Source organism: Streptosporangium sandarakinum, assembly GCF_013409935.1.
Taxonomy (GTDB): Bacteria; Actinomycetota; Actinomycetes; order Streptosporangiales; family Streptosporangiaceae; genus Streptosporangium; species Streptosporangium nondiastaticum.
On record NZ_JACCCO010000002.1, the window covers coordinates 1,245,768 to 1,260,091 of the forward strand.

The following is a 14,324-nucleotide window of genomic DNA, read 5'->3' on the forward strand; positions in this document are numbered from 1 at the left end:
CGGTCCCGGGCCGGCCGCCGCGCGCGGCCGGCGGTTAGGCTCGGGACATGTTGCGGCTGTACGACACGCGGAACCGCCGGGTCGAGCCGGTCCTCGCCGAGGGGGCCCGCTCGATGCGCATGTACACCTGCGGGCCGACCGTCTACCGTCACGCGCACCTGGGCAACCTGCGGTCCTACCTGCTGTCGGACCTCATCCGCCGGGTCTGCGAGCGGCGCGGGGTCCGGGTGGCCGTCTGCCGGAACGTCACCGACGTCGGGCACCTGGTGGACGACTCCGAGATCGACCCCACCGGCGAGGACAAGGTCCTGGCCCGGGCGCGGGCCGAGGGCCGTTCCGCCCTCGAACTGGCGCGGTCCTACGAGGAGGCGTTCCTCGCCGACACCCTCGCCCTGAACATCCGGCCGCCGGAGCACTCCCCCCGCGCCTCCGAGACGATCGAGCCGATGATCGAGCTGATCGCGAAGCTGGTCGAGAAGGGGCACGCCTACGCCACGCCGGACGGGTCGGTCTTCTTCGACGCCGCCTCCTTCCCCTCCTACGGCGAGGTCTCCGGCAACCGGCTGGACCGGCTGCGGCCCGGCCACCGGGTGGCGGGCGTCGACGAGCGTAAGCGCTTCCACGCCGACTGGGCCCTGTGGAAGCCCGCCGACCGGGAGCTGACCTGGGAGTCGCCCTGGGGGCGCGGCTTCCCCGGCTGGCACGTCGAGTGCTCGGCCATGTCGCTGCGCTTCCTCGGCGAGCGCGTCGACGTGCACACCGGCGGGATCGACCTGCGCTTCCCCCACCACGAGGACGAGCGCGCCCAGTCCGACGCGGCCGTCGGCCGCGAGGTGGTCGCCCACTGGATCCACGGCGAGCACCTGCTCTTCGAGGGCCGCAAGATGGCCAAGTCCACCGGGAACGTCGTCCTGCTGTCGGACGTCGCCGAGGCGGGCCTCGACCCGCTGGCCGTACGGCTGGCGATGCTGGAGCACCCCTACCGCCGGCAGATGAACCTCACCTGGGACACCCTGCGGGCCGCGGACCGCACCCTGCGGCGCTGGCGTTCCCGGGTGGCCGGGTGGTCGGAGTCGCCGAGCCGGCCGATGCCCGCCGAGCGGGTCGCGGCGGTCGAGGCCGCCTTCGACGACGACCTGGACACCCCGCTGGCCCTGCGGCTGCTGCGCGAGCTGGAGCGCGACGCGTCGATCGCGCCGGGCTCGCGGCTGGAGGCGTTCCTCCACCTCGACCGGATCCTCGCCCTGGACCTGGCGTCCGAGATCGGCCGGACCCCGAGCCTGCCCCCGGGCGCCGCCGAGCTGCTGGACCGGCGGGAGCGGGCGCGGGAGGCCGGGGACTGGGCCGCCTCCGACCGCCTCCGCGACGAGCTGGCCGCCCTGGGCGTCCGGGTGGCCGACGCCCCGGAGGGCCAGATCTGGTCCTGACCGGACGTTCCTGAGGGGCTCGGAAACCGGGCTCCCGTTCCGTCCGGCTCCGGAGGGCTCCGTCCCTTTCCGTCCGGCTCCGGAGGGCTCCAGAGGGCCCCGGAGCCCTCCGGAACGCCGGGTGCCAGGGCGTTCGGCGCGACGATGTCCCCGACCGTCCTCTCGACGGGCTCGGAAGCGGCGCTCCCGCTCCAGGGTGCTGCCAAACTTGTTCGAGCACGTCGCATAGGAGGTCTTTGTGAGGTTCCGGCCGTATGCCTGGATGCCCCGGCCGCTCAGGTGGCTGGCTCGGGCGTTCACCGTCGTGGTGGTACTCGCGGTCGTCATCGCCGGGGTGGGCGTATGGGCCGTTCGCTCGTCCTTCCCCCAGCTCTCCGGCGATCTGAAGGTGGACGGCCTGTCGGGGAAGGTCACCGTCTACCGCGACAAGTCCGGCATCCCGCAGATCTACGCCGACTCCGCCGAGGACCTCCTCCTCGCCCAGGGCTACGTGCACGCGCAGGACCGCTTCTTCGAGATGGACTTCCGGCGGCACGTGACCGCCGGGCGGCTGTCGGAGATGTTCGGCTCGGCGACCCTGCCCGAGGACAAGGCCATCCGCACCATGGGCTGGCGCAGGGTGGCCGAGAAGGAGCTGCCGCTGCTCGACGAGCGGACCCGGCGCTACCTCGACGCCTACGCCAAGGGCGTGAACTCCTGGATGAAGCGCAACCCGGGCTTCGCCGACCGGAGCCTGGAGTACGCGGTCCTCAAGCTCACCAACTTCGGCTACCAGCCCGAGCCCTGGACCCCGGTGGACTCCCTCGCCTGGCTCAAGGCCATGGCCTGGGACCTGCGCTCCAACATGGACGCCGAGATCGGCCGGGCGCTCGCGGCGAGCAAACTGCCGGCCGACCGGGTCGGGCAGCTCTGGCCCGGCTACCCCTTCGACACCCACCAGCCGATCGTCACCCGCGGCGCGCTCACCGACCGCGGGTTCGACCAGAACCGGGAACCCGGCGACAAGGACGCCGCCGACGCGCGGGCCGACGCCGGGACGGGCGCGGGCACGCCGACCGGCACCGGAACGGGCGCCGGCACGCCGGCCGGCGCCGGGACGGACGCGCTGGCCCGCGCCTCGCGGGCCCTGCGCGCGGTGCCGGGCCTGATGGGCGACAGCGCCGACTCCAGCGGCATCGGCTCCAACTCCTGGGTGGTCGGCGGCTCGCACACCGGATCGGGCAAGCCGCTGCTGGCCAACGACCCCCACCTGTCGCCCAACATGCCCTCGGTGTGGTACCAGGCCGGACTGCACTGCCGTACGGTGAACGCCGAGTGCGCGTTCGACCTCACCGGATTCACCTTCTCCGGCGTGCCCGGCGTGATCATCGGCCACAACGACCGGATCGCCTGGGGCTTCACCAACCTCGGGCCCGACGTCGCCGACCTGTACCTGGAGCGGGTCAAGGACGACTCCTACCTCTACATGGGCTCCTGGAAGCCGCTGTCCACCAGGACCGAGACGATCCGGGTGGCGGGCGGCGACCCGGTCCGCCTCAAGGTCCGCGAGACCATGCACGGGCCGATCATGTCCGACGTCATGGACGACGTGAAGGACACCATGACCGGCGCCGACGCCGCCTTCGGGGAGAAGGCCGACGCCGTGGCGCTGAAATGGACGGCGCTCGAACCGGGCCGAACCGCCGACGCGATCTTCGAGCTGAACACCGCCCGCAACTGGCAGCAGTTCCGCGCCGCGGCGAGCAAGTTCGAGGTGCCCGCGCAGAACCTCGTCTACGCCGACGTCGACGGCAACATCGGCTACCAGTCGCCCGGCCGCATCCCGGTGCGCAGCCGGGGCGACGGCACCTGGCCGGTGCCGGGCTGGACCGGGGAGTACTCCTGGAAGGGCGTCATCCCGTTCGACGAGCTGCCCAGCGTCTACAACCCGCCCGAGGGCTACATCGTGACGGCCAACAACGCCGTCATCGACCCCGAGCGCTACCCGAACCTGCTCACCAAGGACTGGTCGTACGGCTACCGCTCCCAGCGGATCGCCGACCGGCTGAAGGACGAGCTGAAGAAGGGCAAGGTGGACGCCTCGACGATGGGCGAGATCCAGAAGGACAGCCGCAACGGCTTCGCCCCCGTCCTGGTGCCCCGGCTGCTGGACCTGGAGGTGGCCGGCGGCGCCGCGGACGCCCGCGAGCTGCTGTCCGGCTGGGACTACTCCCAGGACGCCGACTCCGGGCCCGCGATGTACTTCAACGCCGTCTGGCGGCACCTGCTCATCGAGACGTTCAACGACGACCTGCCCGAGGGCGCCCGGCCGACCGGCGGCGACCGCTGGTTCGAGGTGGTCCGCCTCCTGCTGGGGACGCCGGACGACCCGTTCTGGGACGACTCCCGGACCAAGGGCGTCGAGACCCGTGACGACATGCTGCGGCGCGCCATGGCCCTGGCCTACGACGAGCTGCGCGACCGCCTCGGCCCGGACGTCAAGAGCTGGCGCTGGGGCGACCTGCACACGCTGACGATCACCAACCAGACCTTCGGCACCTCGGGGATCGCCCCGATCGAGTGGCTGTTCAACCGGGGGCCGTTCTCGGTGGGCGGCAGCAAGGACGCCGTCGACGCGGCCGGCTGGGACGTCCAGAAGGACTACTCCGTGCAGTGGCTGCCCTCCATGCGCATGGTCGTCGACCTGTCGGACCTGGACAGGTCGCAGTGGATCAACCTCACCGGGGCGTCGGGACACGCCTTCCACGACAACTACGCCGACCAGGCGCCGCTGTGGGCCGACGGACGGACCGTCCCGATGCCCTTCCACGAGGACGCGGTGAAGCAGGCCGCCACCCACACCCTGACGCTCAGTCCCTGACGGCCTCCGGCCGGTCCCGGCGGCGCCTGGGACCGGTCAGGAGCCGGCCGTCCCCCGCGGTCCGGGGCCGGGCGCCGGGCCCCGTCCGCGCGGGCGGGAGCGGCGCCACAGCGGCGGGCGGCGGGGGTAGCCGCCGTCCTCCAGGCCGGCCAGCCGCTCGAAGACGTTCCAGGCGGCCTGGTGGCCGCTGAGCAGCAGGGACACCACGGCCGCCGCGCCGTACGCCGGGAGCATGGGCAGCCCCAGGCAGGCCGCGTACTGCGAGGCGTGCCGGGCCTCGTGCCGGAGCAGCGCGCCGGTGAGGTAGCCCTCGCCGTGCCTGGTCAGCACCACGTTGCCGACGGTGAACGCGCCCGCGATCGGCAGCGGCAGGCGGTAGCCGTGGGCGAGGACCAGCCCGCCGGGGCCCGGCTCCGTCCTGGCCCGGCCCGCCCGCGCCACCAGCAGCCCCAGCGGCGTGGACAGGTTCGCGTAGTTGAGTGCCCGCCGTACCCGATACAACCGCCGCATACCGCACATTGTGCTCCACCTCCCGGGTCGTGCCTCCGGGACACGCGGCGGTCAGGAACCGGTGCCGCGCTCCCCCGGGGCCCGTCCGGCCGGGCGGGGACCGAAGGAGTGCTGCGTGAGCAGCCACGAGCCGCCGCGGGCCGACGGGGTGAGCATGACGGCGGCCAGCACCGCGACCAGGCCGCCGTAGAGGTAGATGTAGCCCGACAGGTCATTGGCGATGACGAGGTCGCCCTCGGGCCGCTGACCCAGCCAGATCATCGTGACCACCAGCCAGGTCACCGCGGGCGTCAGGGCCCCCAGCTTCCCGCCCATCATCCGCCCGGCGCCGTAGCAGACGCCGAACAGCACGGCGACGCAGCCGACGGCCGAGACCGGGACGGGCCAGAGGTACCACGAGTGCTGGAACGCGCCCACGACCCCGAAGCCGAGCCCGAACAGGGCGAGCACGCAGTACGCCGCCGCGGTGACCGCCGCCTCCGACGGCCCCCGCCGGGCCGGGTTCCGCTCCTCCGCGGGCATGGGATCCATGGGCATCGAGGCTAGTCGATACCGGCGAACAGGTCGTCCTCCAGCTTGTACGGCTCCCCCAGGCCGCCGGACTCGACCGGCAGCGAGGGCGCCGCCGGGCCCGTCACCCCGGCCCGCAGGACGAAGTGCTCCACCCTGGCCACCTCCTGGCAGATGTCGTTGGACAGGGCGAACCAGGGGGCGTCCACGGTGATCTGGGTGGCGTGCGCCCGCATCGCGGCGAGCTTGTGCCCGAAGTACGCGCGGACGTCGATCTCGGTGGTGATCTCCTCGTCCGCGCGGCCGGGCGACTCCTCGGCGTCCTCGACGCGGAACCGCGTCCCGGTCACCCGCATCGCCTCGACCGCCCGGCGCGTCGTGGAGCGGGCCGCCGCCGTCAGATAGAACTTGGCGACCCGCCACGGCTCTCCCTCGCCGAACGCCGGGTCGGCGGCCAGCTCGAAGGCCCGCCAGGAGACGCGGTGGGCCTGGATGTGGTCGGGATGGCCGTAGAAGCCGTCCTCGTCGTAGGTGACGAGCACCTGGGGCCGCACCTCACGGATGATCTTCACCAGCTCCCCGGCGGCTTCGTCGAGGCCGGCCCGCCAGAAGGCCCCGGGACGGTCGTTGGAGGGGGCGCCCATCATCCCCGAGTCGCGCCAGCGGCCCCGGCCGCCCAGGAAGCGGTGGTCGGCGACCCCCAGCTCCCGGCAGGCGGCGGCCAGCTCCCCGACGCGGTGCGCGCCGAGGGCGTCGTCGCGGTCCGCCGCCAGGTGCGCGAGCTCCGGCGGGATGACCTCGCCCTCCTCGCCGAGCGTGCAGGTCACCAGCGTGACGTGGGCGCCCTCGGCGGCGTACCTCGCCATGGTGCCCCCGGTGCCGATCGTCTCGTCGTCGGGGTGGGCGTGTACGAGCAGCAGGCGCCGGTCAGTCATGGCTCAGAGGTTATCCGGCACCCGGTCCCCCGCCGACACCGACACGGCCCCGCCCGGCGGCCCTCCGCCCCGGAAACCCGGAGCTGGCAAGATGGCCTCATGAGTGAGAGCTTTCCTCGTCTTCACGCCAGGACCCGCCGGTTCACCCTCGGGGCGCCGCGTGGTTTCACCATCGCCCCCGGCGGGGATCGCGTCGTCTTCCTGCGGTCCAAGGGAGGGTCCGACCCGGTCACCTGCCTGTGGGAGTACGACGTCGCCGGCGGCCGGGAGCGGCTGATCGCCGACCCGCGCGCCCTGACGGGCGGCGAGGAGGACCTGCCGCCCGAGGAGCGGGCCCGCCGGGAGCGCAGCCGGGAGCAGGCGGGCGGCGTCGTCGGCTACAGCACCGACGCCGCGGTGACCACGGCGGCCTTCGCGCTCTCCGGGAGCCTGTACGTCGCCGACCTGAGGACCGGCGGGGTGCGCCGGCTGAAGACCGCCGGGCCGGTGATCGACCCGCGGGTGTCGCCCGACGGCGGCTACGTCGGCTACGTGACCGGCGGCGCGCTGCACATCCAGGACCTGGAGGACGAGGTCGACCACGTGCTGGCCCGCCCGGAGTCTCCCGAGGTGACGTACGGCCTGGCGGAGTTCATCGCCGCCGAGGAGATGAGCCGGATGCGGGGCTACTGGTGGTCCCCCTCCGGTGACGCGCTGCTGGTCGAGCGGGCCGACGTCTCTCCGATCGAGCGGTGGCACATCGCCGACCCGGCCAACCCGTCCCGCCCGGCCGCCGAGCAGCGTTACCCCTCCGCGGGCACTCCGAACGCGAAGGTCGAGCTGTTCGTGCTGTCCCTGGACGGCTCCCGGGTCGCCGTCCCGTTCACCGACGAGTACCTCGTCAACGCCGTCTGGGACGCCCATGGTCCCATGATCGTCACCATGTCGCGCGACCAGCGGTCCAAGCGGCTCTTCGCGGTCGATCCGGCCACCGGCGCCACCACCCTGCTGCGTGAGGACACCGACCCCGCCTGGGTGGAGGTCTACACCGGCGTGCCCGGCCGCCTCACCGACGGGTCCGTGGTCTGGGTCGCCGCCGCCGAGGGCGGCCACCGCCTGTTCGTCGGCGACCGGCCGGTCACCCCGGCCACGCTCCAGGTCCGCGAGGTCCTCGACATCGAGGGCGACACCGTGCTGTTCCGGGCGAGCGGCGAGCCCACCGAGATCGCCCTGTGGGCCTACAAGGACGGCCGGATCACCCTGGTCAGCCCGGCGGAGAGCGGCGTCTACAGCGGCCACACCGCGGGCGGCACCCTCGTGCTCACCACCCAGACGATGACCCACGAGGGCGCGATGACGATCGTCCTGCACCACGGCAGGCAGTGCGGCCACATCGCCTCGTACGCCGAACGGCCCGGCCTGGACCTGCGGGTCTCCCTGATCCGGGCGGGCGAACGCGACCTGTCCACCGCCGTGATCTTCCCGTCCGGGCACGAGCCCGGCTCGGCGAGGCTGCCGGTCCTGATGGACCCGTACGGCGGGCCGCACGCCCAGCGCGTGCTGGCCGCCTCCGGCGCCTACCTGACCAGCCAGTGGTTCGCCGACCAGGGTTTCGCCGTGGTCGTGGCCGACGGCCGGGGCACCCCGGGTCGCGGGCCGGACTTCGAGCGGGCCGTGCTGAACGACCTGGCCACCCCGCCTCTTGAGGACCAGGTGGACGCCCTGCACGGCGCCGCGGCCCGGTTCCCCGACGACCTCGACCTGTCACGGGTCGGCATCCGCGGCTGGTCCTTCGGCGGCTTCCTGGCGGCGCTGGCGGTGCTGCGCCGTCCCGACGTGTTCCACGCGGCGGTGGCCGGCGCTCCGGTGACCGACTGGCGGCTGTACGACACCTGCTACACCGAGCGCTACCTCGGCCGGCCGGACGAGGGGCACTACGAGGCGTCGTCGCTGTTCGCCGACGCCGAGAAGCTGGAGCGCCCGCTGCTGCTGATCCACGGTCTGGCCGACGACAACGTGGTGGCCGCGCACACGCTGCGGCTGTCGTCCGCCCTGCTGGCGGCCGGCCGCCCGCACACCGTGCTGCCGCTGTCGGGCGTCACCCACATGACGCCCCAGGAGGTCGTGGCGGAGAACCTCCTGCTCCTCCAGGTCGACTTCCTCAAGAAGGCCCTGGGCTAGCCGCACGGCCCGGACGCGCCGCCCCGCGGGCGTCCGCCGGCCGGGATCGCCGTTCCCCGCGGACGCCCGCGGGGAACGCGCCCGTCTCCGCTTCGCGGGGCCGGGAAACCCGTCGGCCCGCTCTATAGAGAAAAATCCCTTTTGTCACTTATGTGAATATATGACGCATTTGTCAATTCAGTAGGGGGTACGTGCGAGGGTATTGACCGAAACGGACGATCCAGCTCTGGGAGCCGACTACGAGGTCCCGCTCCGCGTCCGCCGTCACGAGACCGGCCACCGGTGCCACGGGCCTGGGAACACGGCTCATCGGGAGGTCCCTATGCACAGCCGACGATCCGCATGGCGAAAGACCGGCGCCGTCATCCTCGGCACGGCCGCCATCGTCGCCGCCCCCGCCGGAGCCGCCATGGCGGCGACCGCTCCCCGGGGCGACGACCTGAGCCCGGCGACGCGGGCGCACCTGAACGACGCCATACAGGGCGAGGCGTTCGCGTCCGCCAAGTACCGCGCCTACGGCGAGCAGGCCGCCCAGGAGGGACTGCCGAAGGTGCGGGAGCTGTTCGACCGCACCGCGGACACCGAGCTGCGAGAACACCTCACCGAGCAGGCCAAGCTGACCGGGCTGGTCGGCGACAACGCGGCCAACCTCCGCCGCAGCATCGGAGGGGAGTCCTACGAGACGTCCAAGATGTACCGCGACTTCGCCAAACAGGCCAAGGCGGACGGCGAGCGGAAGGCCGCCAGGCTCTTCACGGAGATCGGTCGCGACGAGGCCGGCCACCGCGCGAGGTTCGCCAAGGCGCTGAAGGCCGTCACCGCCCCGGCGGCCGGGGTCACCGTTCCCACCGACGTGACCGTCAAGCCGGTGCGGATCAAGGCCGGACCCCCTCAGGTGTCGGCGCGGCGCACCCTGGAGAACCTGCGAACCGCGCTGCGGGGCGAGGCGCTCGCCAGCGCCAAGTACACCCTGTACGCCGACCGGGCCAGGCAGACCGACCAGCCGGAACTCGCCACGCTGTTCGACCGCACCGCGGGGATCGAGCGCACCGAGCACTTCGCGGAACAGGCGGAACTCGCCGGTCTGGTCCGCGACACCCGGACCGACCTGCGCACCGCGGTCGCCGGGGAGAAGCAGGAGGGCGAGCGGATGTACCCGGGCTACGCCCGGCAGGCCGAGGCCGACGGTGACCGGAAGGCGGCGGAGGTGTTCGCGGACACCGCACGCGACGAGCTCAAGCACTCCGCCGCCTTCGCCGACGCCCTGTCCGGCCTCCAGGGGCAGGGGTCCGGCACGGACTGACCCGACCCTGAGAAGGCCGGCACGCGGGTCGTCCTCCCGTCCCGGGCGGGAGGACGACCCGTCACCGCGTCCCGGGAACCTCGGCGCTCACGCCGGACCGCCGTGCCAGCTGCTCCACAGGGCGGCGTACGAGCCGCCGGTCGCGACCAGCTCGTCGTGGGAGCCCAGCTCGCTGATCCGGCCGTCCTCGACCACCGCGACCCGGTCGGCGTCGTGCGCCGTGTAGAGGCGGTGGGCGATGGCGATCACCGTACGGCCGTCGAGGACGGCGGCCAGCGACCGCTCCAGGTGGCGGGCGGCCCTGGGGTCGATCAGCGAGGTCGCCTCGTCCAGGACCAGGGTGTGCGGGTCGGCCAGGACCAGCCGGGCGAGGGCGATCTGCTGGGCGTGGGCGGGCGGGACCGCGTGGCCGCCGGAGCCGACGACCGTGTCCAGGCCGTCCGGCAGGGCCGTGACCCACTCGGCGGCGTCCACCGCGGCGAGCGCCGCGTGGACGGCGTCGTCGCCGGCGTCGGGGCGGGCGATCAGCAGGTTGTCGCGCAGGGTTCCCCGGAAGACGTGGTGCTCCTGGGTCACCAGGGCGACGTGGCCGCGCAGGTCGTCCAGCGGCAGCTCGACCAGCGGGACGCCGCCGACGGTGACCTCGCCGTCGCGCGGGCCGTGGACGCCCGCGAGCAGCCGGCCCAGCGTGGACTTGCCCGCGCCGGAGGGGCCGACCATGGCCAGCCGCTCCCCCGGCCGGACCACCAGGTCGATGCCGTGCAGGACGTCGTGGCCCTCTCGGTAGGCGTAGCGGACGTCGTCGGCCCGCAGTTCGTCGCCGTCCGGGACGCCCGCGCCGGGCGCCCGGTCGTCGGGCACCTCGGCGACGCCCAGCAGGCGGGCCATGGAGGCGCCGCCGACCTGGAGCTCGTCGATCCACATGAGCAGCCGGTCCAGCGGGTCGATGAGCTGCTGGACGTAGAGTGTGGCCGTGGTGACCTGGGCCAGCGTGACCCAGCCGTTGACGTGGAACAGGCCGCCGATGACCAGGGTCGCCGCGATCGGGATGACGTAGCCCGCCTCCACCGCGGGGAACCAGACCGTGCGCAGGCCCAGGGTGTAGCGCTCGGCCGCCCACGAGCGGGCGATGTCGCCGTCGGTACGGCGGTGCCTGCGCTCCTGCAGTCCGAGGGCCTCCACGGCGCGGGCGCCGTTGACCGTCTCGGCCAGGCCGTCGGTCATGTCCGCGTAGGCGGCGCTCTCGCGCAGGTAGCCGTCGCGTGCCCGCCTGAGGTACCACCGGGTGGAGAACCACAGGATCGGTACGGCCAGCAGCGAGGGCAGGACCAGCAGCGGCCCGGCGATCAAGAGCGCGCCGATGGTGATCACGCAGGTGACCAGGGCGATCAGCGTCTCGGGCACGGCGCGCCGTACGGTGCGTGACAGCGAGTCGACGTCGCGGGAGGTACGGGTGATCAGGTCTCCCGAGCCGGCCCGCTCGACGGTGGACAGCGGCAGGTCGAGCACCCGGCCGACGAACTCCTCGCGCAGCTCGGCGAGGACCTTCTCGCCCAGCGAGGAGGAGGCGTAGACGGCGTACCTGACCAGCACCGCCTGGGCGGCCAGGAAGGCCGCGATGCCGAGCGCGACCGCCGTGACGTTCACCCCGGTGCCGTCCTGCACGTCCTGGACCAGCCGGCCCAGCAGCCACGGCACGGCCAGGCCCGCGACGGCGGCCAGCGCGTGCAGACCGAGCGCCAGCGACAGGGCGCGCGGGTACTTCAGGGTGAGCCTGCGGGCGTAGGCGCGGACCTGCGCCTCCCCGGCGACGGGAAGAATCTCTCTACTCATGGCGACACTCCGTGTCGCGGCTCGGGGCTCTTGACCCGGCGTCTTCCCTCGTCACTCCGTCGCTCCGCTCCTACGCTCCTCGGTCCAGACACCGGCGCCCCTCGCGGGCTCATGATTCTCCTCTTGTCACGACGGCGGCGTAGGCGGGGGCGGTGGCGAGCAGCTCCCGGTGCGTCCCCTGGGCGCGTACCACGCCGCCCTCGACGTAGATCACGTGGTCGGTGCGGTCGAGCACCAGCGGGCTGGTCGTGCAGACCAGCGTGGTACGGCCGGCCCGCGCCTTGGCAAGCCGGTCGGCGATGCGGGCCTCGGTGTGGGCGTCCACCGCGCTGGTGGGCTCGACGAGGATCAGCACCTCCGGGTCGGAGAGCAGCGCCCGGGTCAGGCGGAGGCGCTGCCGCTGGCCGCCGGAGAACTCCCGGCCCGACTCGGCGACGTGTCCGTCGAGGCCGTCGGGCAGCGCGTCGACGATGTCGGTGGCGCACGCGGCGTACAGCGCGTCGGCGAGGTCGTCGTCGGAGGCCGTACCGGCGACGTCCAGCTCCTCGCGCAGGGTTCCGGCGAAGAGCGCGGCGTCGTTGTCGGCGACCAGGATGCGGCGGCGCACCTCGGCGATCGGCAGGGTGTTCAGCGGCACGTCGCCGAAGTCCACGTCGCCGTCGCGGTAGCGGCCGAGCCGGTCGGCGATCACGATGGCGTCCTCGGGCGTGGCCGCGGCGAGGGCGGTGAACGTGCCGGGCCGTACGGCCACGCCGGAGGCCACGTCGCGCAGCAGCCCGCCGGGGGAGGTCGCGGCGCCGCCGTCCACCTCGGGTTCGAGGGAGAGGATGCGCACCACCCGGCGGGCGGCGACGTGTCCCTTGGTGAGCTTGTCGGCCGCCTCGATGAGCGTCCGCAGGGGGGTGATCAGGAACGCGGCGTAGCCGTAGAAGGCGACGAGCTGGCCGATGGTGATCTCGCCCCGCGTCGCGAAGGTCGCGCCCAGCCAGGTGACCGCGGCGATCAGCAGGCCGGGCAGCAGGATCTGCGCGCCCTCCAGCAGCGACTCGACCGAGGCGACCTTCACGCCGGCCCGCCGTACCCGCTGGGACTCGGTGACGTAGCGGTCGGCGAAGACCTGCTCGCCGCCGATGCCGCGCAGCACCCGCAGGCCGGCGACGATGTCGGCGGCGCGGGTGGACAGCTCGCCCGACAGGTCGCGGTGGGCGTGCTGGCGCCGGTTCAGCGGCCGCAGCAGCGGCGTGACGGCGAGGGCCATGGCCGGGACGCCGACGAGGACCGTCAGGCCGAGCGGCAGCGAGGTGCCGATCAGGATGACCGTCACCGCGACGACGGCGACGACCGAGCCGCTGCCGCGCAGCAGGATGTCCATCGCGTTGCCGATGTGGGCGATGTCGGAGTTGCCGACGCTGACCACCTCGCCGGTGGACATGCGCTTGGGCAGGGTGGCGCCCAGCCGGGTGGCCTGCCGTACGGTGACCTGGACGGTGCGGTAGGCGCCGGCCAGCCAGTTGTAGACGGCCATCCGGTGGCGCAGGATCCCCGCGGCCGCCTGCACGGCGCCGAGGACCAGCAGCACGAGGCCCCAGGTGAGCAGGGCGGAGGTGTCCTTCGTCCGGACGGCGTCGATGCCCCTGCCCATCACCATGGGCACGAGTGCCATCGCGAGCCACCACAGGGTGGCGTATCCGGCGCCGATGAGCAGGTGGCCTGCCTGGTTGCGGGCGACCCAGCACAGGTACCGGAACGGGCTACGGGCATCGGGAGCGCCGGGATCGGCGACGGGTAAGGAGCGCATGGCCGTTATAGCCTGACAAGATCCCCTCTCACCAGGCAAACCATTTTCCGACAAAACGATCATGTCAACCCTGGTTGACATGATCACCACGTCAACCTAAATTGACGGATATGAGCGACACGGCGCAGCTGGCCTCCGACGCCGGCAGCCGCGACCCCGCCGTCGGCCTGCGGGCCGTGCGGGCACTGCGGATGCTCGTCGAACGACTTGAGGCCCTACAGGTGGAGAACGCCCGCGAGCAGGGCTGGTCCTGGCAGGAGATCGCGCACTGCCTGGAGGTCAGCCGGCAGGCGGTGCACAAGAAGTACGCGGGCGGCCGCGGGCTGCTGAGGAGGGAGAGGTAGATGTTCGAACGCTTCCAGGAGGACGCCCGGCAGGCGGTGATCGGCGCCCAGGAGAACGCCCGCCGGCTGAACCACCGTTTCATCGGCCCCGAGCACATCCTGCTCGGCCTGCTCGACCGGCCCGGGAGCCTCGCCGCGCGGGTCCTCACCCGCCACGGGCTCGACCACGACCGGGCCTACCGGGCGGTCGCCCGCCTGGCCCCGCCGCCAGGTGACGGTCTCGACGCCGAGGCGCTGGAGACCATCGGCATCGACCTGTCGGCCGTCCGGGAGCGGGTCGAGGCCACCTTCGGGCCCGGGGCACTGGACCGCGGGTCCGCGCGGGACCGTCGGCACGGCGGGCGCATCCCGTTCACTCCCCGGGCGAAGAAGACGCTGGAACTGTCGCTGCGCGAGGCCCTGCGCCTCAAGCACGGATACATCTCCGACGGCCATGTCCTGCTCGGAATCCTGCGCGAGGGTCAGGGCGTGGGCGCGCGCGTCATCACCGGCGCGGGCATCGACGCCGAGACCCTCCGCCGGGAGATCGCCGCCGAGCTGGGCTGACGGACCGCGGCGCGGACGAACGCGCCCGGGGGCCGGATCCGGCGGATCCGGCGAACCTGGTGAACCCGGCGGACCCGGCGGGCCTCGCGGCCGGGAGC

The 14,324-nt window shown here is 73.2% G+C and carries 11 protein-coding genes; 6 read left to right on the plus strand and 5 right to left on the minus strand.

Going from position 1 to position 14,324, the window contains the following annotated elements; all coding sequences use genetic code 11:
* Positions 1 to 47: 47 nt before the first annotated feature.
* Both cysS and HDA43_RS24050 read left to right on the plus strand, forming a co-directional pair.
* A complete protein-coding gene (gene cysS / locus HDA43_RS24045; protein ID WP_179825368.1) occupies positions 48 to 1,427 on the plus strand; it encodes a cysteine--tRNA ligase in 1,380 nt (459 codons plus the stop codon).
* 262 nt (positions 1,428 to 1,689) lie between these two features.
* Positions 1,690 to 4,287 carry a penicillin acylase family protein gene (locus tag HDA43_RS24050; RefSeq protein ID WP_179826424.1) on the plus strand — a complete coding sequence of 866 codons (2,598 nt, stop codon included), beginning with the start codon at positions 1,690 to 1,692 and terminating at the stop codon, positions 4,285 to 4,287.
* Positions 4,288 to 4,323: 36 nt separating this feature from the next.
* Here the strand turns inward: HDA43_RS24050 and HDA43_RS24055 are convergent, their stop codons facing one another.
* Genes HDA43_RS24055 through mshB form a run of 3 tightly spaced genes read right to left on the minus strand, consistent with a single transcriptional unit; the run spans position 4,324 to position 6,242 of the window.
* Positions 4,324 to 4,797 (minus strand): hypothetical protein, encoded by a 474-nt coding sequence (locus tag HDA43_RS24055; RefSeq protein WP_179825370.1) that lies wholly within the window; start codon positions 4,795 to 4,797, stop codon positions 4,324 to 4,326.
* A gap of 51 nt (positions 4,798 to 4,848) precedes the next feature.
* On the minus strand, positions 4,849 to 5,328 hold the full coding sequence (locus tag HDA43_RS24060; RefSeq protein WP_179825372.1) for a DUF6113 family protein: 480 nt from the start codon (positions 5,326 to 5,328) through the stop codon (positions 4,849 to 4,851).
* Between the two features lie 11 nt (positions 5,329 to 5,339).
* On the minus strand, positions 5,340 to 6,242 hold the full coding sequence (mshB, locus tag HDA43_RS24065) for an N-acetyl-1-D-myo-inositol-2-amino-2-deoxy-alpha-D-glucopyranoside deacetylase (protein WP_179825374.1): 903 nt from the start codon (positions 6,240 to 6,242) through the stop codon (positions 5,340 to 5,342).
* Between the two features lie 99 nt (positions 6,243 to 6,341).
* Between mshB and HDA43_RS24070 the strand changes: the two genes are divergently transcribed.
* Positions 6,342 to 8,402: a S9 family peptidase gene (locus HDA43_RS24070; RefSeq protein ID WP_179825376.1), complete on the plus strand. Its 2,061-nt coding sequence runs from the start codon at positions 6,342 to 6,344 to the stop codon at positions 8,400 to 8,402.
* 322 nt (positions 8,403 to 8,724) lie between these two features.
* Positions 8,725 to 9,705: a rubrerythrin family protein gene (locus HDA43_RS24075; protein ID WP_218912389.1), complete on the plus strand. Its 981-nt coding sequence runs from the start codon at positions 8,725 to 8,727 to the stop codon at positions 9,703 to 9,705.
* An 87-nt stretch (positions 9,706 to 9,792) separates the two neighbouring features.
* Here the strand turns inward: HDA43_RS24075 and HDA43_RS24080 are convergent, their stop codons facing one another.
* Both HDA43_RS24080 and HDA43_RS24085 read right to left on the minus strand, forming a co-directional pair.
* Complete coding sequence (locus HDA43_RS24080) at positions 9,793 to 11,538, minus strand: ABC transporter ATP-binding protein (protein ID WP_179825377.1); 1,746 nt, start codon at positions 11,536 to 11,538, stop codon at positions 9,793 to 9,795.
* Between the two features lie 109 nt (positions 11,539 to 11,647).
* Positions 11,648 to 13,336: an ABC transporter ATP-binding protein gene (locus HDA43_RS24085; protein ID WP_179825379.1), complete on the minus strand. Its 1,689-nt coding sequence runs from the start codon at positions 13,334 to 13,336 to the stop codon at positions 11,648 to 11,650.
* 110 nt (positions 13,337 to 13,446) lie between these two features.
* Here HDA43_RS24085 and HDA43_RS24090 point away from each other — a divergent pair, with 110 nt between their 5' ends.
* Together HDA43_RS24090 and HDA43_RS24095 are read left to right on the plus strand one after the other, a co-directional pair.
* On the plus strand, positions 13,447 to 13,680 hold the full coding sequence (locus tag HDA43_RS24090; protein ID WP_179825381.1) for an RNA polymerase subunit sigma-70: 234 nt from the start codon (positions 13,447 to 13,449) through the stop codon (positions 13,678 to 13,680).
* A complete protein-coding gene (locus tag HDA43_RS24095) occupies positions 13,681 to 14,226 on the plus strand; it encodes a Clp protease N-terminal domain-containing protein (RefSeq protein ID WP_179825383.1) in 546 nt (181 codons plus the stop codon). It begins immediately after the preceding gene.
* The last annotated feature ends 98 nt before the right edge of the window (positions 14,227 to 14,324 follow it).